This window comes from Streptomyces sp. NPDC002092 (assembly GCF_053593775.1).
On the sequence record NZ_JBSFDG010000008.1, the window covers coordinates 201,869 to 222,687 of the forward strand.

17 protein-coding genes and 3 tRNA genes are annotated in these 20,819 nt (G+C 71.6%); 10 read left to right on the forward strand and 10 right to left on the reverse strand.

Annotated features, from left to right (window positions below):
- Positions 1 to 54: 54 nt before the first annotated feature.
- From ACWCRD_RS20210 to ACWCRD_RS20225, 4 genes are all read right to left on the reverse strand, one after another.
- The gene (locus ACWCRD_RS20210) at positions 55 to 1,986 is read right to left on the reverse strand and encodes an ABC transporter ATP-binding protein (protein ID WP_450967174.1); all 1,932 of its coding nucleotides are present in this window, start codon (positions 1,984 to 1,986) and stop codon (positions 55 to 57) included.
- Positions 1,986 to 3,719: an ABC transporter ATP-binding protein gene (locus tag ACWCRD_RS20215; protein WP_450967175.1), complete on the reverse strand. Its 1,734-nt coding sequence runs from the start codon at positions 3,717 to 3,719 to the stop codon at positions 1,986 to 1,988. Before ACWCRD_RS20215 ends, ACWCRD_RS20210 begins: the two co-directional genes overlap by 1 nt.
- A gap of 115 nt (positions 3,720 to 3,834) precedes the next feature.
- Positions 3,835 to 5,277, reverse strand: coding sequence for an FGGY family carbohydrate kinase (locus ACWCRD_RS20220; RefSeq protein WP_365832245.1), 1,443 nt, complete (start codon positions 5,275 to 5,277; stop codon positions 3,835 to 3,837).
- 78 nt (positions 5,278 to 5,355) lie between these two features.
- Positions 5,356 to 5,661 carry a YtxH domain-containing protein gene (locus tag ACWCRD_RS20225; RefSeq protein ID WP_115908323.1) on the reverse strand — a complete coding sequence of 102 codons (306 nt, stop codon included), beginning with the start codon at positions 5,659 to 5,661 and terminating at the stop codon, positions 5,356 to 5,358.
- Positions 5,662 to 5,795: 134 nt separating this feature from the next.
- Here ACWCRD_RS20225 and ACWCRD_RS20230 point away from each other — a divergent pair.
- The 5 genes from ACWCRD_RS20230 to ACWCRD_RS20250 all read left to right on the forward strand — a co-directional run bounded on the left by ACWCRD_RS20230 (position 5,796) and on the right by ACWCRD_RS20250 (position 8,423).
- Positions 5,796 to 5,868, forward strand: a tRNA-Asn gene (locus tag ACWCRD_RS20230).
- 5 nt (positions 5,869 to 5,873) lie between these two features.
- Positions 5,874 to 5,946, forward strand: a tRNA-Asn gene (locus ACWCRD_RS20235).
- Positions 5,947 to 6,112: 166 nt separating this feature from the next.
- A tRNA-Ile gene (locus ACWCRD_RS20240) sits at positions 6,113 to 6,186 on the forward strand.
- 357 nt (positions 6,187 to 6,543) lie between these two features.
- Entirely contained in the window at positions 6,544 to 7,788 is a 1,245-nt protein-coding gene (locus ACWCRD_RS20245; RefSeq protein WP_450967176.1) for a histidine kinase, read from the forward strand.
- A complete protein-coding gene (locus tag ACWCRD_RS20250) occupies positions 7,776 to 8,423 on the forward strand; it encodes a response regulator (protein ID WP_450967177.1) in 648 nt (215 codons plus the stop codon). The genes ACWCRD_RS20245 and ACWCRD_RS20250 overlap by 13 nt, the downstream gene beginning before the upstream one ends.
- A 7-nt stretch (positions 8,424 to 8,430) precedes the next feature.
- Here ACWCRD_RS20250 and ACWCRD_RS20255 read toward each other — a convergent pair whose 3' ends face one another.
- Entirely contained in the window at positions 8,431 to 8,562 is a 132-nt protein-coding gene (locus ACWCRD_RS20255; RefSeq protein WP_450967178.1) for a hypothetical protein, read from the reverse strand.
- Positions 8,563 to 8,745: 183 nt separating this feature from the next.
- Here ACWCRD_RS20255 and ACWCRD_RS20260 point away from each other — a divergent pair, with 183 nt between their 5' ends.
- Positions 8,746 to 9,387 carry a class I SAM-dependent methyltransferase gene (locus ACWCRD_RS20260; RefSeq protein WP_450967179.1) on the forward strand — a complete coding sequence of 214 codons (642 nt, stop codon included), beginning with the start codon at positions 8,746 to 8,748 and terminating at the stop codon, positions 9,385 to 9,387.
- A 112-nt stretch (positions 9,388 to 9,499) separates the two neighbouring features.
- Here the strand turns inward: ACWCRD_RS20260 and ACWCRD_RS20265 are convergent, their stop codons facing one another.
- Positions 9,500 to 10,186 carry a hypothetical protein gene (locus ACWCRD_RS20265; RefSeq protein WP_450967180.1) on the reverse strand — a complete coding sequence of 229 codons (687 nt, stop codon included), beginning with the start codon at positions 10,184 to 10,186 and terminating at the stop codon, positions 9,500 to 9,502.
- Positions 10,187 to 10,351: 165 nt separating this feature from the next.
- Between ACWCRD_RS20265 and ACWCRD_RS20270 the strand changes: the two genes are divergently transcribed.
- Positions 10,352 to 10,516, forward strand: coding sequence for a hypothetical protein (locus ACWCRD_RS20270; RefSeq protein WP_450967181.1), 165 nt, complete (start codon positions 10,352 to 10,354; stop codon positions 10,514 to 10,516).
- Positions 10,517 to 10,523: 7 nt separating this feature from the next.
- Here ACWCRD_RS20270 and ACWCRD_RS20275 read toward each other — a convergent pair whose 3' ends face one another.
- On the reverse strand, positions 10,524 to 11,027 hold the full coding sequence (locus ACWCRD_RS20275; RefSeq protein WP_450967182.1) for a hypothetical protein: 504 nt from the start codon (positions 11,025 to 11,027) through the stop codon (positions 10,524 to 10,526).
- 144 nt (positions 11,028 to 11,171) lie between these two features.
- Between ACWCRD_RS20275 and ACWCRD_RS20280 the strand changes: the two genes are divergently transcribed.
- The 3 genes from ACWCRD_RS20280 to ACWCRD_RS20290 all read left to right on the forward strand — a co-directional run bounded on the left by ACWCRD_RS20280 (position 11,172) and on the right by ACWCRD_RS20290 (position 14,529).
- Positions 11,172 to 12,047: a DUF6424 family protein gene (locus ACWCRD_RS20280; protein ID WP_450967183.1), complete on the forward strand. Its 876-nt coding sequence runs from the start codon at positions 11,172 to 11,174 to the stop codon at positions 12,045 to 12,047.
- Positions 12,048 to 12,060: 13 nt separating this feature from the next.
- Entirely contained in the window at positions 12,061 to 13,176 is a 1,116-nt protein-coding gene (locus ACWCRD_RS20285; protein ID WP_450967184.1) for a DUF2235 domain-containing protein, read from the forward strand.
- Between the two features lie 402 nt (positions 13,177 to 13,578).
- On the forward strand, positions 13,579 to 14,529 hold the full coding sequence (locus tag ACWCRD_RS20290; protein WP_450967185.1) for an anti-sigma factor RsbA family regulatory protein: 951 nt from the start codon (positions 13,579 to 13,581) through the stop codon (positions 14,527 to 14,529).
- 32 nt (positions 14,530 to 14,561) lie between these two features.
- On the opposite strand, the gene mreB is transcribed toward ACWCRD_RS20290, so the two are convergent.
- From mreB to ACWCRD_RS20305, 3 genes are all read right to left on the reverse strand, one after another.
- Positions 14,562 to 15,599, reverse strand: coding sequence for a rod shape-determining protein MreB (gene mreB, locus ACWCRD_RS20295; protein ID WP_450967186.1), 1,038 nt, complete (start codon positions 15,597 to 15,599; stop codon positions 14,562 to 14,564).
- Between the two features lie 133 nt (positions 15,600 to 15,732).
- Positions 15,733 to 19,794, reverse strand: a complete 4,062-nt coding sequence (locus ACWCRD_RS20300; protein ID WP_450967187.1) for an SAV_2336 N-terminal domain-related protein — start codon at positions 19,792 to 19,794, stop codon at positions 15,733 to 15,735.
- Positions 19,784 to 20,788 carry an AAA family ATPase gene (locus ACWCRD_RS20305; protein ID WP_450967188.1) on the reverse strand — a complete coding sequence of 335 codons (1,005 nt, stop codon included), beginning with the start codon at positions 20,786 to 20,788 and terminating at the stop codon, positions 19,784 to 19,786. Before ACWCRD_RS20305 ends, ACWCRD_RS20300 begins: the two co-directional genes overlap by 11 nt.
- Positions 20,789 to 20,819 lie beyond the last annotated feature (31 nt).

Sequence of the window (20,819 nt, forward strand, 5' to 3'; positions counted from 1 at the left end):
CGCCAACGCGGGCAAGTGCACCCACCCGGCCCGGCCCCGACGCCGGGCAACCGCTCAGTCCACCTCGGCCACCGCCTGCGCGAACTGCGCCTTGTACAACCGCGCATACGCACCGTCTGCGGCAAGCAGCTCCGCATGCGCGCCCTGCTCCACGATCGCCCCGTTCTCCATCACCAGGATCGTGTCCGCGTCCCGGATCGTCGACAGCCGGTGCGCGATCACGAACGACGTACGCCCGTGCGCCAGCTTCGCCATCGCCTTCTGGATCAGCACCTCGGTCCGGGTGTCCACCGAGGAAGTCGCCTCGTCCAGCACCAGGATCGTCGGGTCCGACAGGAACGCCCGCGCGATGGTGATGAGCTGCTTCTCACCGGCGCTGACCCCCGTGCCCTCGTCGTCGATCACGGTGTCGTAGCCCTCGGGAAGCGTCCGGATGAACCGGTCCGCGTGGGCCGCCCGCGCCGCCTCCTCGATCTCGCCGCGCGTGACGTCCCGGGAGGCGCCGTACGCGATGTTCTCCGCGATCGTGCCGCCGAACAGCCAGGTGTCCTGCAGCACCATGCCGATCCCGGCCCGCAGTTCGTCCCGGGACATCGTCGCGATGTCGACGCCGTCGAGGGTGATCCGGCCGCCGGAGACCTCGTAGAACCGCATGAGCAGATTGACCAGGGTGGTCTTGCCCGCCCCCGTAGGGCCGACGATCGCTACCGTGTGCCCGGGCTCCGCCTTCAGGGAGAGGTCCTCGATCAGCGGCTTCTCGGGGTCGTAGCGGAAGGAGATGTTCTCCAGCTCCACCCGCCCGCGCAGTTCCTCGGGCCGCTCGCCGCGCACCGGATCCGCCTCCTGCTCCTCCGCGTCCAGGAGTTCGAAGATCCGCTCGGCCGACGCGACACCCGACTGGACCAGGTTCGCCATCGACGCGACCTGCGTCAGCGGCATCGAGAACTGCCGCGAGTACTGGATGAAGGCCTGCACATCACCGATCGACAGCGCGCCGGACGCGACCCGCAGCCCGCCGACCACCGCCACCAGCACATAGTTGAGGTTCGACACGAACATCATCAGCGGCTGCATGACTCCGCTGTTGAACTGCGCCTTGAACCCGGCCTCGTACAGCGCGTCGTTCTGCTCGGCGAACTGCTTCGCCGACTCCTCCTGCCGCCCGAACACCTTCACCAGCGTGTGGCCGGTGTACATCTCCTCGATGTGGGCGTTCAGCTTGCCGGTGGTGCGCCACTGCTGCACGAAGTGCGGCTGAGACCGCTTGCCGACCCGCGTGGCGACCACGAACGACAACGGCACGGTCACCAGCGCCACCAGCGCGAGCAGCCACGACACCCAGAACATCATCGCCAGCACACCGATGATCGTCAGCAGCGAGTTGATGAGCTGGCCCATCGACTGCTGCAGCGTCTGCCCGATGTTGTCGATGTCGTTGGTCGCCCGGGACAGCACCTCACCGCGCTGCCGCTTGTCGAAGTACGACAGCGGCAGCCGCGACAGCTTCGCCTGCACGTCCTCGCGCAGCCGGTACATGGTCCGGTTCACGGCCCGGTTCACCAGCCGTGTCGCCACCGCCATCAGCAGACCGGCGACGAAGAACGTGCCCAGCGCGAGCAGCAGTACGTCGCCCACCGCGCCGAAGTCGATGCCCTTGCCCGGGGTGAAGTCGGTGCTGCGCAGCATGTCGGCGATCTGGCCCTGCCCCCGCTGCCGCATGGACGCGAGTACCTGGTCCTTCGTGGCCCCGGACGGCATCTGCCGCCCGATGATCCCGGCGAAGACCAGGTCGGTGGCCTTGCCGAGGATCTTCGGCCCGACCACGTTCAGACCGACGCTCACGACCACGCACAGCAGCAGTACGCAGATCGTCAGCCGCTCCGGCTTGAACTGGGAGATCAGGCGTTTGCCCGACACCTTGAAGTCCATCGAACGGCTGTCGGGGCCCCCGCCCTGGCCCATCATCCGTGCCATCGGCCCGGCCATCAGGCAGCCTCCGCTTCTGTCAGCTGGGAGAGCACGATCTCCCGATAGGTCTCGTTGTCCGCCATCAGCTCGTGATGCCGGCCGGTCCCGACGACACGTCCTTCGTCCAGTACGACGATCCGGTCCGCGTCCCGGATGGTCGCCACCCGCTGGGCGACGATCACGACGGTCGCCTCGGCGGTCTCCTGCGCGAGCGCCGCCCGCAGCGCCGCGTCGGTCGCGTAGTCGAGGGCGGAGAAGGAGTCGTCGAAGAGGTAGATCTCCGGGCGCTGCACCAGCGTCCGCGCGATCGCGAGCCGCTGCCGCTGGCCGCCGGAGACGTTGGTGCCGCCCTGGGCGATGGGGGAGTCGAGGCCGTTCTCCAGCCGCTCGACGAACTCCTTGGCCTGCGCCACCTCCAGCGCGTGCCACAGCTCCTCGTCCGTGGCGTCCGGATTGCCGTAGCGCAGATTGGTCGCCACCGTCCCCGCGAACAGGTACGGCTTCTGCGGGACGAGTCCGACCGTTTTCGCGAGCAGCTTCGGGTCGAGCGTCGCCACGTCCGTGCCGTCGACGAGCACCTCGCCGTCGGTCGCGTCGAACAGCCGCGGGACCAGCCCGAGCAGCGTGGACTTGCCGCTGCCGGTCGAGCCGATGACGGCGGTCACCTCGCCGGGCCGCGCCACCATGTCGATGCCCTTGAGCACGGGCTCCTCGGCGCCCGGATAGCGGAACCCGGCGCCCCGGATCTCCAGATGCCCGTGCCGGCGCAGCTCCGTGACCGGCGCGACGGGCGGCACCACGCTCGACGAGGTCCCGAGGACCTCCTCGATCCGCTCGGCGCACACCTCCGCGCGCGGCACCATCATGAACATGAAGGTGGCCATCATCACGGACATCACGATCTGCATCAGATAGGCGAGGAACGCGGTCAGATCACCGATCGCCATCCCCCCGCTGTCGATGCGGTGCGCGCCGAACCACACCACCGCGATCGAGGACAGGTTCACCACCGTCATCACGATCGGGAACATCAGCGCGAGCATGTTGCCGGTGGCCAGCTGCATCTCGGTGAGGTCGGTGTTCGCCTTACGGAAACGATCCTTCTCATAGTCGTCCCGTACGAACGCCCGGATCACCCGGTTGCCGGTGATCTGCTCGCGCAGCACCCGGTTCACCGTGTCGAGCCGCACCTGCATGGCACGGAACAGCGGCCGCAACCGCCGTACGATCAGCGTCACGCAGATGCCCAGCGTCGGCACCACGGCGACCAGCACCCCGGACAAGGGCACGTCGAGGCCGAGCGCCAGCACGATGCCGCCCACGCACATGATCGGGGCCGACACCATCAGCGTGAACGTCATCAGGGCCAGCATCTGGACCTGCTGTACGTCGTTGGTCGTACGGGTGATCAGCGAGGGCGCCCCGAACTGCCCGACCTCCCGCGCCGAGAAGGACTGCACGCGGTCGAACACCGCCGCCCGGACGTCCCGGCCGACCGCGGAGGCGGTCCTGGCGCCGTAGTACACGGCACCCGTGTTGCACACGACCTGCGCCAGCGAGATGCCGATCATCAGGGCGCCGAAGGAGAGGATGTAGCCGGTGTCGCCCTTCACGACGCCGTTGTCGATGATGTGCGCGTTCAGCGTGGGCAGGTAGAGGGTGGCGCAGGTCTGCAGGAACTGCAGCAGCACCAGCAGGGCTATGGGTTTCTTGTAGGGCCTGAGGTAGGTCCGCAGAAGTCGTATGAGCACGCTACGTCTCTCGGAGTCGGCGGTGGGGCGGGCTTGATGCCCCAGGCTCCTATCGTCGGACACTCCACCCGTGTTACCTCAACCGATTAAGCCGACAGCAGTGCTCCTTACCGCCTTATGGGCGGAAAGCGCCGGGGTGCGTCTGCTCCCGGACCGAAACGAACTGCTGCCTGACCGCCTGACCCACCGCCAGCTCGTCACCGGGCTCAAGCACCTGTCCGCTCGCGCCCTGCCAGACGGGCGGGTTGCGCGGATCGAGCGTGCCCTGCGAGACCCCGAGCGCCCAGGCGGCCTGCCGGGCCGCACCGATCGCCGCATAGTCCGCGGGCTGCGGCACGACGACCTGCGCCCCGAAGAGCATGGGCGCCGCCGCCTGCACGGCGGGCAGTTCGGCGGCCGCCCCCAGCAGGAAGATCCGCCGCACCTCGACACCCCGGCCGCGCAGCACGTCCAGCGCGTCCGCGAGCCCGCACAGCATGCCCTCGAACGCCGCCCGAGCCAGATGCTCCCCCTTCATCGACTCCCGCCGCAGCCCGGCGATCGACCCCGCCGTGTGCGGCAGATTCGGCGTCCGCTCACCCTCCAGATACGGCAGGAGTACGAGCCCGTGGGCGCCCGGAGTCGACTTCATCGCCAGCTCGGACAGGCTCTCCAGATCGGGCAGCCCGAGCAGCTCGGCGGTCCCGCGCAGGGTCCGTACGGCGTTCAGCGTGGTGACGACCGGCAGATGCATGCCCGTCGCATCGGCGAGGGACGTGATCATCCCGGTGCTGTCGACCAGGGCCTCGGGGTGCACGGCCATGACGGACCCGGAGGCGCCGAGCGACACCACCGCGTCCCCGAGCCCGATGCCGAGCCCGAACGCGGCGGACATGGTCTCCCCGGTCCCCGCGGAGATCAGCAGCCCCTCGGGGGTCGTACCCGCGGCGTCCGCGGGGCCGATCACCTCCGGCAGCATCGCCTGGTGGCCGAGCGCCAGCTCGACGAGATCGGAACGGTAGCTGCCGGTCGCCGCCGACCAGTAGCCGGTCCCGGAGGCGCCGCCCCGGTCGGTGGTCCTCCTGACCGGTCTGCCCAGCAGCTGCCACACCAGCCAGTCGTGGGCCTGCATCAGCATCGCGGTGCGCAGGGCGGCATCGGGTTCGTTCTTGGCGAGCCAGCGCAGCTTGGTCACCGGCTGCGCGGCCTGCGGCACACAGCCCACCGCCTGCGCCCAGGCCTCACGGCCGCCGAGCGCGTCGATCAGATCGGCCGCCGCGACCTGCGCACGCTTGTCGCCGCCGACCAGCGCCGGGCGCACCGTGCCGCCCTGCGCGTCCAGCGGCACGAGCGCGTTCTGCTGCGCCGACACGCCGATGGCCTGCACGCCTTCGAGGAGCCCGCCGCCGGCCGCTTCACCGAGGGACAGCAGCCAGGCCTGCGGGTCGACGTCGGCGGGCCGGTCGCCGTCCACCGGATGCGGCGCATACCCCTGCCTGAGCACGGTGCCCGTGTCCGTGTCGCAGACGACGATGCGAGTGAAATCGGGCGCACTGTCCAACCCGGCGACTATCCCCATGGCGAAAATTCTATGGGTCCTGCGCCACAGGGGTGCGTGCGCTGCGCCGGGTGCCGGCGCGTCATGGCAGGTGAGCTGCTAGGTGTTGCTGGTGCCCCAGTCGTCCTCTGCTGCGCCGTTGGTGTTGCGCTCCCGCAGGGAGCGGACCCGCTGGGCCACCGAGTCGGGGACGCGGTCGCCGACCTTGTCGCTCACCACGTGGTACGCCTTGCCGGCGAACTCACGGCCCTGCTGCGCGGCCGACTCCGCGGTGTTGCGGACCGCCGGGTTCTGCGCGACCTGACGTGCCGACTTCTTCAGCTGCTCGTAGCGCTCGCGACCGGCACGTGTGCCGAGGACGTAACCCAGAGCCAGTCCGACGACGAACGTGAGCTTGTAGCGCATGGCGGAGCCACCCTTCCGTCCTGGGGGAGTACCGATTGGCGGAGCACCCCCCTGCTTGCGCTAATGTATGTGTCGCAGCGAGCGCCCGCCCCCTGGCGAATACCCAGGCAGGGACGTTCGATGCAACGAGGCATTCCTCCGTAGCTCAATTGGCAGAGCAGCCGGCTGTTAACCGGCAGGTTACTGGTTCGAGTCCAGTCGGGGGAGCTCGGTCCTCCGTAGCTCAATTGGCAGAGCAGCCGGCTGTTAACCGGCAGGTTACTGGTTCGAGTCCAGTCGGGGGAGCACAAGAAGAGGACCCCCTTGGGGTCCTTTTTCATGTGGGCGGGAACCGCGCAGGCGGCGGTGCAGTCTCCATGGGCGTGCGTAGTCGACCATCCGAAGCAGGAGATCGTATGAGCGGCTATGCTGCGGCAGACGGCGCGCACAAATGTGCGCGACACGCCGCCGTGGGGCGGTAGCTCAGCCGGTTAGAGCAGCGGACTCATAATCCGTCGGCCGTGGGTTCGAGTCCCACCCGCCCCACCGTTACCTACGCGTGCAGAACCGTTTTGACCAGCACAGACGGCAAGGCCCCCGCTTCGGTGGGGGCCTCTTTGCCTCCCCCAAGATCATTAGCTCGACCAATGCCTGCCCGGCAACGGGCCCCCTTGTGGAGTCTCTTGGGTGGGCGCGGGATGAAGATTCCTGCCGCTACGGGCGGCCGCCCTGCCTAGACCCCGGCTCCGGCGGCCCCGAGAACGACTTCACCGATGAACCGAGCCCACAGACCCCGCTGTCTGCCTGCCCGGCGGGTCCGTCGCGGGGGTGGCACTGGTTTCACCATGGGGCCGGGTACAGGCCTCATGGCAGGCCCCCGTCGGGCGGTCCTAGGGTCGAGCCATGACGATTCCGGCCGTGCTGAGGCGCTCGGCGATTCGGGCGCGGCGGGACGCCGGCTTCCTGGCCGCCGGTGTCCTGCCGCACCTGGCTCTGGTGCCCGTGTGGTCCTGGGGCGTGCTGACCTTCACCGAGACGGGGAACTGGGCGCTGGTGCTCCCCACATCGGCCGCCCTGATCCTGCTCGGAGTCCCGGTGCTGACGGCCGTTCAGAGGTTCCGCCACCGGGCGCTGCTCGGCGTGGACATCCCTCGGCCGGCGCCCGTGCCGCAGCGGTGGTCGTGGGCGTCGGCCGCCCGCCGGCTCTCGGCGACGCGTCCCTGGCGCCGGCTCGGATACCACCTGCTGCTGGGCCCGTTGCTGGCCCTGCTGGAGCTGTCGGTGCTGGTGGTGGCGGTCGCGGGCCTGGCGGGCGCGACCGTCGGCGGCTGGGTGTGGGCCCTGCCGGTGCGGGTCCGCCAGGACTGGTTCGGCTACGCGACGCAGCTGCCGTGCTACACGGTGGGCGGTCTGGCCCTGCTGTGCGTCGTGCCCTGGACGGCCGGGGCGGTGGCCCGGTTGGAGTCGCGTCCCGCGTTGGTGCTGCTCGGGCCCAGCCGGGCGCAGCGGCTCCAGGAGCGGGTCGACTACCTGGCCGGGAGCCGCACCGACCTGATCGAGGCGGTCGATGCCGAGCGCCGCCGCATCGAGCGTGACCTGCACGACGGCACCCAGCAGCGGCTCGTCTCCCTCGCGGTCAACCTGGGCCTGGCGATGGCCACCCGTCGCGACCTGTCGGGCGGGGCCCGCGAGGTGCTCGCGGAGGCTCATCTCGAGGCGAAGGAGGCGATCGCCGAACTCAACGACCTGGTGCGCGGGTTGCACCCGGCGGTCCTCGAAGACCGCGGGTTGGACGCGGCGTTGTCCGGGCTGGCCGCCCGGGTGCCGCTGCCGGTTCGCCTGCGGGTGGATCTCGACGAGCGGGTCGCGCCGGCCGCGGAGTCGGTCGCCTACTTCGTGATCTCCGAGGCGCTGACCAACGTGACCAAGCATGCCCGTGCGACGCGGGTCACGGTGACCGTCCGACGGGTCGGGAAGGTGTTGCGGGTGAACGTCACCGACGACGGGCTGGGCGGTGCCGACGCCTGCGCAGGGACGGGGCTGAGCGGGCTGGCCAAGCGGGTCGGCTCGGTCGACGGCACTTTCCGCGTCAGCAGCCCCGCCGGGGGACCGACGACCGTGACGGCGGAGTTGCCGTGCGGGCGGTGATCGCCGAGGACTCCGTCCTGCTGCGCGTCGGCCTGGTCAAGGTGCTGGAGATGGGCGGCTTCGAGGTGGTCGCCGAGGCCGGCGACGAACCGGGCCTGCTCGCCGCCGTCGAGCAGCATCGCCCCGACATCGTCGTCACGGATGTGCGGATGCCGCCCTCCCACAGCTCGGAGGGGGTGCGCTGTGCGCTCGTCATCCGGGAGCGGTGGCCCGACACCTCGGTGCTGCTGCTGTCGCAGTACGTCGAGGAGCAGTACGCCGCCGATCTGCTGGCCAAGGAGACGGCCGGGCTCGGCTATCTGCTCAAGCAGCGCGTCGCCGACGTGGAGGAGTTCGTCGAGGCGCTGCGCCGGGTCGCCTCGGGGGGTACGGCCCTCGATCCGCAGGTCGTTTCGCAGCTCCTGCTGCGCCGCCGCAGCGACCCGCTGGAGCGTCTGACGTCGCGGGAGCACGAGGTGCTGGAGCTGATGGCCGGCGGCCGCTCCAACCTGGGCATCGCGCAGCAACTGGTGGTGAGCGAGAGCACGGTCGCCAAGCACATCAACAACATCCTGGCCAAACTCGACCTGCCCAGCGCGGACGCGGACCACCGCCGGGTGATGGCCGTGCTGCGCTTCCTCGGGATCGCGGAGTGAGAGCGACTCACCCTCTGGCGCACCGCGCGGCCATCAACTCCACCAGCGGCCGGGGGGATTCGGCCAGATACATGTGCGCGCCGGGCAGCTCCACCGCCTCGACGGCCATGTCCGTCACACCTGCTCGACGGGTGGACAACCGAGTCTGCTCGGCGCGGGGCGCCGGATCTCCCACCTCAGTACCCGACTCCGTGGTGGTCCTGGTACCACCACGGAGTCGGAAGCCTGCGTTGAGGTGCGTGGCCGGCCGCACGGGCATCGTGGATCGGGAGGCGTCAGGGCAAGGACGCCGCCCGATCCACGCACCCCGGCAAGGAGAACAGTGTCCGCGATCACGCCATCGGCTCCGGTCAGGCCAGGCAGGAATCTCAAGTGGGCAGCGGCCGGCCTGGGCGCCGCCGCCGCGGTCGGTGCCTGGTGGATGTCCGACTCCGCCCCTTATCCGTACTCCCAGCACCGGCTGCTGGACCTGCCCCTGCCGTTCCTGACCCTGCGCCGCCTCGACGCAGTGCTGGAGGCACGGCGCAGCGAACGGGTGCTCGAGATCGGGCCCGGTACGGGGTTGCAGTCCCTGCACGTCGCACCGCAGGTGGAGCAGCTGGACATCGTCGACGTCCAGCAGGAGATGCTCGATCACGTGATGCGCCGGGCGAAGGAGCGGCACATCGCCAACATCGTCCCGACGTTGGCAGACGCCCATCAACTCCCCTTCCCCGATGGCACGTTCGATGCCGCATACCTGGTAACCGCGCTGGGCGAGATCCCGGACCCGGCGCTGACGCTGAGGCAACTGCGCCGGGTCCTCAAGCCCGGCGGCCGCCTCGTGGTCGGCGAGTTCTTCGACCGCCACCAGGTACGCCCGGCCCACCTCATCGGCCATGCAGGCGCCGCGGGCCTCCGCGTGAGCCGCTTCGTCGGCCCGGCGTTCGCGTACTACGCGCGGTTGCATCCTTCCACGACGTGAACCCCGGTCCGGTGTCATCCCTGAAAGGGCCGGGCCGTTCAACTGCCGGACCTGCCGCTGAGGGATTGATCGGGATGTGCCCGGCACTGCGAACGCGACTCCGGAGCGGGGCTCACCCGGTGTGGGGAGCCGGTTTGCGGAGCGTGACGGACAACATGAGGTGCTGGATCAGTCGCAGCGCCCGCTCTGTGTCCCAGAGCCGAGGGGAGGCCAGGGGGCCGCTCTCCGCGCACAGTTCGTCCGGTGGGAGATCCGCCATGGTGGGCAGGGCGCGCAGGACGTCGGTCAGCAGCGTGCGGAAGTGCTCGCCGACCGGTTCGGCGGCCGCCCGGCGCAGTTGTTCCAGCGCCGTTTCCACAGCGGAGAGCCGGGCGCGTACGGCGGCATCGTCGACGGCCTCCCCGGGCGGCGGTGCGAAGTCCATGGACTGCAGGACTCGTTCGGCCACGGCGGCGTCGACCGGTGCGGCCCGCCACTCGTGGGCATCGAGTGCGGCCTCGGCGCGCTGCACGATCTCGGCCACCGCCCGGGCGATCGGCCGGGGGTGCAGGGCGAGCGGGCGGCCGGTCCACTCGCGCGCGTACTCGGCGAACGAAGGGTCGCTCCTGATGTCGCTGCCCACCTCGATGTAGTCGATGTCGATCCGCTCGTGGGCCTCGGAGTGCTCCCACAGCAACTCCACCGGGTGATAGGCGTGCTCGTCCAGGAACCTCCACCATGCCTCTCGGCCGAGGGGGGAATCGAGCAGCGGCAGCACGATCCTGCATGCGTAACACGTCACATCGACAAGTTCGGCCACGTTTTCCTCCATCGGTCGGCGGCCCCGAACCCTGGTCGGGGCCGCGGACCGGCCCATTCTGCGCGGGCCGGCGGGGTTCGGTGCGGTGTGGTGCCCGTCGGGGTGCTGTGAAGAGGGAGCCTCGGTGGTGCCATTGCGCGTACGCTCCCGCCCAAGGAGGGCGCCATGGCCGGGCATGCGAAACCGATCAGGATGTGGTGGCTGGTCACGCTGACCGCCGTGACCATGGCGGTCATAGCGGTCGTTCTCGTGATCCAGGCCGACTCCGGCGAGGCGACCCCGCCCCGGCCGAGCGATCCCCCCTCGGCCACCTCGTCCGTCCTCGGGTAGGCAGTCCTCAGCCGTCCTCGGGTAGGCAGTCCTCAGGCGCTTCCCCGCGCAGGTCGTCGCGCAGGCGGCGCAGGTCGTCGGCGTGGCGGCCCAGGCCGTTGAGGCGCAGCCGGGCTGCCTCCGCACGGGGGTCGGGGCGGAGCGTGAAGGCCAGGTCGAGGGATTCGCGCAGCATCCAGAGGTCGTACGCGAGGAGCCGTGCCGCCCGGGCCTGCGCCCGCTGCAGGTCCGGCTCGGTGAGTTCGAGGTCCTGCAGTCGGGTGCGCAGGCGGTGCAGGATGCTGCTCTGGCGGCTGCACATGCGTGCCGTCCGGCGGGAGACGGGACCCGGTTCGCCACACGCGGCCACCGCCGCGTCGGCCGGTGTCTGGGCGGCCACCGCCTCGTCCAGGACGGCGACCAGGGCGAGCAACTGGGCCCGGCGCGAAGGGCGGGCGGGGGCCGGGCGGTGGGCGAGCGTCCGTGCGGCGCGCTGCCACCGGACGGCGCCCGGGGGTGTGCGTAGGCGCATGGCTCCAGTGTGCGCCGCGGACGCCGGGAGCCGGCCGCCAGGGCCGGTGTCGTTGAACGGTCCAGGTGTTACGCAGAGCGAGAACTGAGCCCTGGGAGGACGATGAGAACAGGAGTGTCGACAGGTCGACAGAAGGAGGCCGCCATGGCCGACGACCGATCCGCGACGGCGACGACGTCCGCTCCCTCCCTCACCTTCGGCAAGACGGAACGGGAGGACCACCCCTGGGAGATACAGCTCGTCAAGCACCAGGAACGCACCGAGTCCGCGGAGTTCCGCGCCGCGAAGACCGCTGTGAACAAGATCCTTCAGGAGCTGGGGAGGACCGAGCGGCCGTACGGGCCGGGGCCTTACGAGATGCACCACGGCGGCAGTCTCTGGGTGAGGACGGACGCCGGCTGGCGGATGTTCCGGGCCCGGGTCGGCATCGAGTGGAGCATGCAGTTCTGCGCCGACCCCGTGAAGGTCGACCGGCTGCGCCAGGAGGCCGCCGACCTCCTCGCCGCGTTCCCCGAGACCCTTCCCGCGCTGGAGGGGCTCGGCTACAAGCGGGCCCGCAAGCTGCTGGAGACTCCGATCACGGACGCGGAGGGCGTCGCCGCCTGGACCGACTCGCTGTTCAACGCCTGCGTGCCGCTGACCCGCGGGAACCACCAGGGGATCCTGCCCAAGGCGGCCGGGGAGCACCACTACCCGTGGCCGGTCAAGGGCGCCGACTACATCCGGTACGACGACTTCAACCTGTGGGTGACCCTGCCCGACGGCACCCACGCCGGCGTCGCCCCCGTGGCCCCCCGCGGCTCCGGCGACGGACGGGTACGCATCGTCCACGCCCGGCACGGCACACCCGCCGGGGACGTCCTGGCCAAGGCGCAGCGCCGCCGCGTCATGGCCGTGCTCCCCGCGGACAGCCCGATGGCGCTCGAGGCGTTCCAGCAGCAGCTCACGCCCGGGGCGCGCACCGCCGCCGTCCGGCCGCGTTCCCGCGGCGCGCGTGGCAGCACCCGCCGGGCGGGATAGGCGGGCCGTGGTCATGCCGCGCAGGATCGTCGTCTGCCTGGACGGCTCGGGCAACCAGGTCGGCGCCCGCAACCCCACGAACGTGGTCAGGTTCTACGAGATGCTGGAGCCCGGCGACCCGTCGAGACAGCTGCTCTACTACGACCCCGGGGTCGGCACCATGTCGTCGGCCACCGCGCGCGGACCGCTGGGCCGCAGGCTCTCCCGGCTCGGCGGCCTCGCCTTCGGAACGGGACTGAAGGCCAACCTCACCGAGGCGTACACGTACCTGATGCAGCACTGGCAGCCGGGGGACGCGGTGTACGTCTTCGGGTTCAGCCGTGGCGCCTACACGGCGCGTGCGCTGGTGGGGATGCTCAACAAGCCGGGGCTGATGCGGCCCGGCGCGGAGAACCTGGTGCCGTACGCCGTGGCGAAGTACGCGTTCAACCAAGACATCGACCAGAGCGAGCAGGAGGTGGCCCGCTTCTCGCACGCCTTCTGTCTGCGCACCGAGGGCGAGCCGCTGTGGGAGCAGGTCAAGCGCAACGATCCCCGGCAGGTCTCGCACCACGCCCTGCCGGTGGCCTACCTGGGCGTCTGGGACACCGTGAAGGCGGCCGGCCTCCTGCGCCTGGGCAATCTGCGCTGGCCGTACACGCACTCCCTGCCCAACGCCGCCCGCATCCGGCACGCCGTGTCCCTCGACGAGCTGCGGCGCCCCTACCGGGAGTTCCTCGTCAAGCCGCGCAGCCCCGGCCCCGACACGGACACCAGCACGGCGGAGGAAGTGTGGTTCGCCGGGGTCCACTCCGACGTCGGCGGCACCTTCGACCACGCCCCGGACGCACCCCTGCTCTCCACCATCCCCCTCAAGTGGATCACCGACGGTGTCTCGGACGACCTGGACTTCCGGCCGGGTGCCTACGGTACGGCGACCGCGCTGACCGAGGCCTTCGCCGACGCCCCCGTGCACCACAACGGCCCGGCATGGATCCTCGTGGGCCGACGCGCACGTCCCGTACCTCCCGAGGCGGTACTCCACTGGAGCGTCCGGCTGCGCCGGGAACGGGACCCCGGCTACCGACCGGACCTGGCCGGCCGCGAACGCTGGGCCGATCCCGACTGGTTCAAACCAGCTCGCACATAGCGGGACCAATGGGTTTCTAAGGGTCGTCCTCATCCCGGGGAAGTAGCGGTTTCTGCCCCGGGTCGTGCTTCGGAGGCATGGCAGGTGTCTCCGTGGGCACGATGTGGCGAAGTGGCGCGCGGACCAGGCTGGTTCACGTAAGCCAGCCGGTCCGAGGAGGGCGTCATGAACCGTCAGACCCGCGTCCGTGTCAACCGCAGGCCCGCCACGCCCCGCGACACCACCATCGACCGCAGGACGCCGTCGGGGCGGATCCTGCCGTACTGATGCCGCACGCGCACCACTCTCCCGGATCCTGGGAGGAGTGACAGCCGGCTTTCGGGGTACGCGGGCTGACATCAAGGGAGCCGGTGGGGCAGGAGAGGCGGTGGTGAGCATGCACGTCGACGGGAGTGTTCGGCAGTGACCCCCGCCGATGGGGCAGGCCTCGCCCCCTTCGTCCACCCCGCGCTCCTCTACGGCGACGAGGACGAGTACCTCGCGGGCACCGTCCCCTTCGTACGGGACGCCCTCGCGGCCGGTGAACCCGTCGCCGTGGCCGTGCCCGGGGAGCGCCTCCGGCTGATCCGGGACGCCCTGGGCGAGGAGGCCGCCACCGTGCGGTTCCTGGACATGCGGCAGGCCGGGCGCAACCCCGGCCGGATCATCCCCGCGGTGCTGCGCGCCTTCGCCGACGCCCAGCCGGCCGGCACCCGCGTGAGCATCATCGGCGAACCGATCTGGGCCGGCCGTACCCCCTCCGAGTACCCCGCCTGCGTCCAGCACGAGGCACTGATCAACGTGGCCTTCCGGGGCCGGAGTGCGACCATCCTGTGCCCGTACGACATCAAGCGCCTCGACCCGCAGGTCGTCGCGGACGCCTACGCCACCCACCCCACCCTCGTCCTCGGCTCCGGACGGCAGGAGGACAGCCGGGCCTACGCCCCCGGGGACGTCGTGGCCCGCTACAACGAACCGCTGCCGCCCGTACCGGCCGTCCCGCCCTCCCTGTCCTTCCACTTCGACACGGACTCCCTCTCCGAGGCCCGCCACCGCGCCGTCGACGAGGCCGTACGGCTCGGTCTCGCGTCCCCGCGGGTCGAGGACCTGGCGCTGGCCACCGCCGAACTGGTCACCAACAGCGTGGTGCACGGCGGCGGTTCGGGTGCGCTCGGCGTGTGGGCCGAGGACGGGTATGTGGTGTGCGAGGTGCGCGACAAGGGCCACCTCATCGATCCGCTGGCCGGCCGCCGGCCGGTCCCGCGTGACCAGCGCGGCGGCCGTGGGCTCCTCATGGTCAACCTCGTCGCGGACCTGGTCCGCCTGCACACCGGTGCGGACGGCACCACCGTGCGTTGCTGGTTCGCCCGTTGACGGGCGCCCGCCTCCTCGCCGTCCGTCCGGGCTCACATGACGGTCGCGCCGAGCTCCAGCGGCTCGATCCTGCCCTCCAGCATGTAGCCCAGACCCTGTACGGCACACACGTCGGGCCGTTCGGCGATGTGCACCGGCATGCCGGTGGCCTGCCGCACCATCTCGTCCAGCCCCGGCAGCAGCGCGCTGCCGCCCACCAGCATGATCCCGCGGTCGACGAGGTCGGCGACCAGATCGGGCGGGCACTCCCGCAGCACCCGGCCGATGACGTCGACCACGGCGGTCAGCGGGGTCTCGATGGCCTCGCGCACGGCGGCGGTGTCGACCTGCACCGAACGGACGAGACCGGTGACCACGTCCCGCCCCCGGATCACGGTGGACTTCGGACCCTGGGCGGTGAGCCCTATGTCGGACAGGGCCAGGTGCAGGGGGCGTACGGACTGGCTGGGGAGCATCAACTCGTGCTGGTGACGCAGGTGTTGGACGATCGCGTGGTCCACGGCGTCGCCGCCGACGGGAATGCGTTCGGAACTCACGGTCGAGCCGAGCGAGAGCACGGCCACCTGGGTGGTCGCCGTCCCGCAGGCCATGATCATGGTGGCCTCGGGCTGCTGCACGGGCAGCCCGCACCCCACGGCGGCGGCGATGAGCGTGTCGACGAGCTCCACGCGCCGTGCGCCGAGCCCGACCAGCGTCTCGACGGCCGCCCGCCGGGCCAGAGGGTCGGCCTCGTGCGGGGTGCAGGCCGCGGCGCGCAGGAACGGCTTGCGGCGCAGCGCGCGGCGGAGTCTGTCGCCGAGCAGGCCCCGGAGCATGCGCTGCGCCATCTCGATGTCGACGACGGTGCCGCCGGACACCGGGCGCACCACGCGGATGTGGCCCGGGGTGCGGCCCCTCATCCGCTCGGCGAAGTCACCCACGGCGATGAGGGCACCGCTGCGGGTGTTCACGGCGGCGACGGACGGCTGGTCGACGACGAGGCCGACGCCCCTGACGTAGACACGGGTCCGGGCCGCCCCCAGGTCGACGGCGAAATGGCAGCGCCGCAACTGCTCCAGACTTGCGGTCATGCAGGGTCCTCCAGAAAAACGCAGACCGTGGGGCCGCCGGGCAGCGGGTCCCAATGGCATCGTGCGGTGCCGGAGGGGGTGGCGCCTTTTGTGGGGGGCCGGTCGGGGTGCGGCCGAATGGGCGCTGTGCGGTTTACGTTCGTCGCTGTGGGGCTTCCGGCCCCTCCCGGTGTGCCGTCAGCCGAACCGAGCACGTCACCGACAGCCCCGGTACCGGCCAGGTGCGCAGTGCGTCACGCAGGGCCCTCTGGGCCGCCCCGGCGCGCGTGAGCGGGTGACGGCGGGTGATGCGGCGCGCCTCCTCGGTGAAGTGGGTGAGGAGGCGTTCGGGAACGTCCGTCGCCTCGGCACGGACGAACGCAACCGGGTCGTCCACATGCCAGGACAGTTCGACGGAGGCGACGAACGTGCCGCCTGCGTGACTCGGCAGGAGGACCTCGTGGGCGGCTTGGCGGACGGTGAGGTCGACCTCGTAGTAGTTCTCGGCGTCCGGGGTGCGCGTGAGGCTCAGCTCGACGCCGGGGAGGGCGTAGACGACGTTCCGTGTTCGGCCGCGGGGCTTGGGGAGGGACTGTCCGAGGGGCAGGGGATACGGGCCCTGCGTGGGAGAAGGCGGAGACGGCAGGCGGGGGAGGAACTGCCAACCGGCCGCCGGTCCTGAGGTCTCGCCCAGCTCGGTACGCAGAACGGGCGACACGGTGATGACACCGGGCGCGCCGGACGTGTCCAGGAGCCGCCGTGCCGCCGCCCAGTCGGGCTCTTCGTCCCCCACGCTCTGGAAGCCGATGGCCAGCCGGGTGCCGGTCGTTTCGCCCGGCCAGTCCGCCGACCGGCCCAAGGTGACGCTGAGAAGGAGCCGTGCGGTACCGGAATCCAAGGACACGGCGTAGCCCTTCTCGCGCCTGCGCAACTCGTAGTACGTCTCCTCCAGTCCGCTCGCCGTGATCAGCCGCAGCACCCAGCGGCCCAGCGCCGGGAGGGAGTCCTGGTCGTCGGGGTCGTCGGCGAGGTCGTAGAAAGCGACGGCCGCATACCCGGGCGAGGTCTCGACGGGCTCCGCGTCGGGGGACAGCAGTGAAGGGAAAATCTCCTCCAGCGGGAAGCTCCCCTCCGGTGCCTCATCCAGTGCGAGCAGACCGAAGTCGGTGTTCTGGTCCGGTTCCGCCTCGTACTCCGGCTCCGGCGTGTCCTCGGCGGTCTCGCCGAGCTCCTCGCGCAGTTCCCGCCCGAGCAGGAGCAGTTCGGGGTTCGTGCCGCCGGAGAGCCGGTACTCCTCGTACACCTCCAGGGCCTCGGCGATCCGGCCCTGGCGCTTCAGGGCGATCAGGTACAGGCGGCGGAAGTCCTCGCGGGACGGGTACTGGCCGACCAGGTGCTCCAGACCGGTCGCGGCCGCCTCGAACTCGCCCAGGTCCAGGTCGAGTTCGGCCCGGGTGCGGTACAGACCGAGGCGGAGCCGGAGCAGGCGGGTGCGGGCGGCGGCCGCCGCGGGGCCGGGCACGCCGTCCAGGGCGATGTCGCCATGCCAGAGGCCCAGGGCTTCGTTCACCCACCTGTGGGCGAGTTCGACGCGACCTGCCGTACGCTCCCGCTCCACGTCGGCCACCAGTTGCTGGCAGTGGATCACGTCCACGATGTCGGCGCTGGTGTGCACGGCGTACCCGTCGGACAGGGTGGCCAGGACGCCGGGGCCCAGGGCGTTGCGCAGTCTGGAGGCGTAGGTGCCCAGGAGGGCGTCGGCGCGCGCGGGAGGCTTGCGCCCCCAGATGCCTTCGGTGAGCTCAACGCGGGTCACCTTCCGGCCGTGGTGGAGGAGGAGCATGCACAGCATCGCCTGTTCCTGGGGGGAGCCGAGGGCGAGGGGGCGGCCTTCGCCCCGGTCGACGGCGGGTGGCCCGAGGAGGGTGTAGCGGAGGCAGGCGTGCGCCGTCGCCAGCGGGGACAGGAGCGTCGGGTGCTGGAGCCGGCCGAGGCCGCCTCGCTGGTCGTCGAGCCCGCTGCCGAGGAGCGCGTCGAGTGCCGACGCGAAATGCGCTCGCAGTGGGACCGGTAGGCCCGTGAGGCGATCGGGCGAGACCGGTGTGCCGTCCCAGCCCGGATGGCCCGACGCCAGATGGAGCAGCAACTGCCCGAGCGTGCGAAGGTCCGCCGAGTACTCGTCCTGATCCGTCGTCCGCTCCAGCGGGAGCAACGTGAGCTTGGCCGTACCGTCGGGCAGCAGGAGCACCTTTGTCATGTCGAGCCCTACGTGGGCGAAACCGGCCTTGTGGAGTGCGCCGAGGGCCTGGGCGAGTTGCCACCCCAGTGACACGGTCAGCGGCGCCGGCAGACGGTAACCACTTGGCGCCGCAAGGCTGTTCAGAGCCAGGCCGTCCAAGTGCTCCATGACGACGTACGGAACGTCGTCCTCAACGCCGAAGTCGTGGACGGTGACCACATTGCGTTGGTTCAGGTCCCGCAGCAGCCGCGCGTCCCGCAGGAACGCCTCGCGCCGGGCGGGATCCGTGACCGGCTCGTGCAGGCGCAGCACCACCGTGCGGTTCTCCTCGGTGTCCAGCGCCTCCCACAGGGATCCGGTCGGCCCGAGGCGTCGCACCACCCGGTAGCGGCTCCCCAGACGCCCCGGAGCCGGGAACTGCGCCCCGCCCGCCCCGCTCAGCTGCCGCGCACTCTCCGGACGTACCGTCGCGAACGCCTCGCCGTCCGCGGCCGTCGGTGTCCCGCCCGTCGCGGGTGCCGTGGCCCGGAATTCTCCGGGCGCCGAACCGGCCCGTTCGTCGATCAACCCGCCCACCCGGGAGAGCAGTTCGGCGGTCCGGACGCGTGCCGTGCGGGGCAGGCCGCGCAGCAGCAGGTCACGTACGCCGGGGCGGAAGGCGTACGAACCGGGCGGGCCGGGGACCGTCGTGAGCATGCCGCTCAGGATCACCTCGGCGAGGTGCTGGGGGCGCGGCCGGGGTTCGAGGGCCGCGTGCACCAGCCGCATGACGGGCAGGTCGGGGCGGCCGAGGGCGAGGTGACCGGCCAGCCGGAAGGCCTCCGCGGAGGCGGTGGCCCGGAACCGGAGGACCAGTTCCTCGGGGGAGAGGCGGGCTACGTCCGTGCGGTCGTCGGCGTCGGCCGGGAGGGGGCCGGTGAGGAGGGCGGCCGAGGCGGGGTGCTCCGTGCCGCCCGGCGTGGCGATCAGGGCCGCCCAGTTCGCCAGCCACTGCGGGCCCGGTTCCAGCACGGGGAGGGCGATGGCGCCGTGCCCCTCGTGGCGGACCGTCGGGTCGTACGGCGTGAAGGTGAGCGCGGCCGTGGGGGCCGCCGGGTGCGGGGCGGACAGCCGGCCGGGTGTCGTCGGCAGGGCGGTGTCCGGCCAGAGGTGCTCGGGCAGCGGCTGTACGACGGCCAGTGGCATCCGCCGGGCCCAGCGGCGCAGCATGCCGTACCAGCGGCTGCCCGCGGGGCCCTCCCTCCATTGCGGGCCCATGCAGTCGCTGACCAGAAGGGTGACCGTACGGCCGTCCGCGGGGGTGTGGTCGCCGGGCCGGCGGATCGTGCCGTCGGGGCCGGCGCGGTGGAGGGCGACCGTGCGGAAGATGCCCGACTGGGCCAGTGCGGTGTGCAGTTCGTGGATCAGGGGGCGCCAGACCGGCATCGTGGGCCCGTCGTCGTAGACGAGGTTCAGGCGCAGCCAGCGCTCCCGGGCCGGGCGCAGGACCGGCAGCCACCATGCGGGGGCCGCGCCCAGGCGGGCGATGCGGTCGGCGGTGGCCTGCTCGTCCAGTTCGAGGCGTACGGGGGCGTCGACACGGCGTTTGAGCGGGCGCAGGGAGCGCTGCAGGGCCAGAGGGTGGCGCAGCATCGGGGGTGCGGGTGCCAGCAGGGCGGTGTGCGGCTTCGTCGCCGGTCCAGGGCCGGGGAGGTGCAGGGGGACGCGGTGGGGCTGCGAGGGCGGGGCGGGGGCCGGGTCGCGGTGGGGTGGGCGTGGCGGGGTTGCGGGTTCGGCGGTCTCCGGAGGGCGGTCGTCCGGTGCGGGAGGCTGCGGTGCCGGGGATGTGGCGGGCTCGGCAGCGGGCTCCAGGTGGCCGGCCAGCCAGAGGAGTTCGGCGAGTTCGAGCGGGGTCGGACGGGTGCCGTCGCCCGCCTGGGCCAGTACGTGGGCCAGGCGGGCGAGGGGTTCCGGGGCGCCGGAGGTCTCAGAAGGCATCGCTCTGCGAGGTCTCGCCGAGATAGGGCATGAGCTGCTCCGCCAGCTCGTCGAGGTTCTCCGCGGGCAGGTCGGAGGAACGGGCCAGATAGATCGCGTTGAGAAGCTGGTCGGTGGCCAGGTCGCCGCCGCCCACCCGGGACAGGAACCGGTCGATCAGCCGCTGCGCGTCCGCGTCGGGCTCCTCGTCGAAGTGGGCGCGGACGATGTCCGCGAGCCGGCTGTCGTCGGGCTGGCGCAGCCGCAGGGTCACGCAGCGGCGCAGGAAGGCGGGCGGGAACTCGCGCTCGCCGTTGCTGGTGAGCACGACGAAGGGGAACGCCTTGCAGCGGACCCGGCCGCGGCGCACGGTCACCCGCTCGTCGGTGCCGTCGACCATCACCTCCGCCTCGGGGGTGCGGCGGGCGGTGCGGACCAGCTCGGGGATCTCGTACTGGCCCTCCTCCAGCACGTTCAGCAGGTCGTTCGGCAGGTCCAGGTCGCTCTTGTCGATCTCGTCGATGAGCAGGGCGCGGGGGCGGGCGTAGGGGAGGAGGGCGGTGCCGAGGGGGCCCAGGCGAAGGTGGTCCTCTATGCCCGTCTCCGGGGCCGTGCTGTCTCGCGCCGCGTACAGACGGGAGAGCGGGTCGTACTGGTAGAGGGCGTCGTGCAGGGTGCTGCGGCTGGTGATGTTCCAGCGCAGCACCGGGCCCAGGCGCAGCTCACGGGCGACCGCGTAGACCAGCGAGGACTTGCCCGTGCCGGGCGGTCCGGTGACCAGCAGCGGGCGGCGCAGATACAGGGCCGCGTTGACGAGCTGGACGGTCTGCTCGGTGGCCCGATATGTCTCGGCGCGATGGGTGCGGTCCGGGGAGGTGGCCGCGGCGTCCTCGCCCGCGTCCGGCAGGTCGAGGACCGGTCCGCCGGCGAAGGCCCGCCAGGGCGGGGGCGGCGGCAGCTCGGTGATGCCGTCGTGCGGCTGGTTGGTGCCGGTGTAGACGGGCCACAGGGGCATGGGGCTTCTCTCCGGTGGGGTGCGGCGGGCG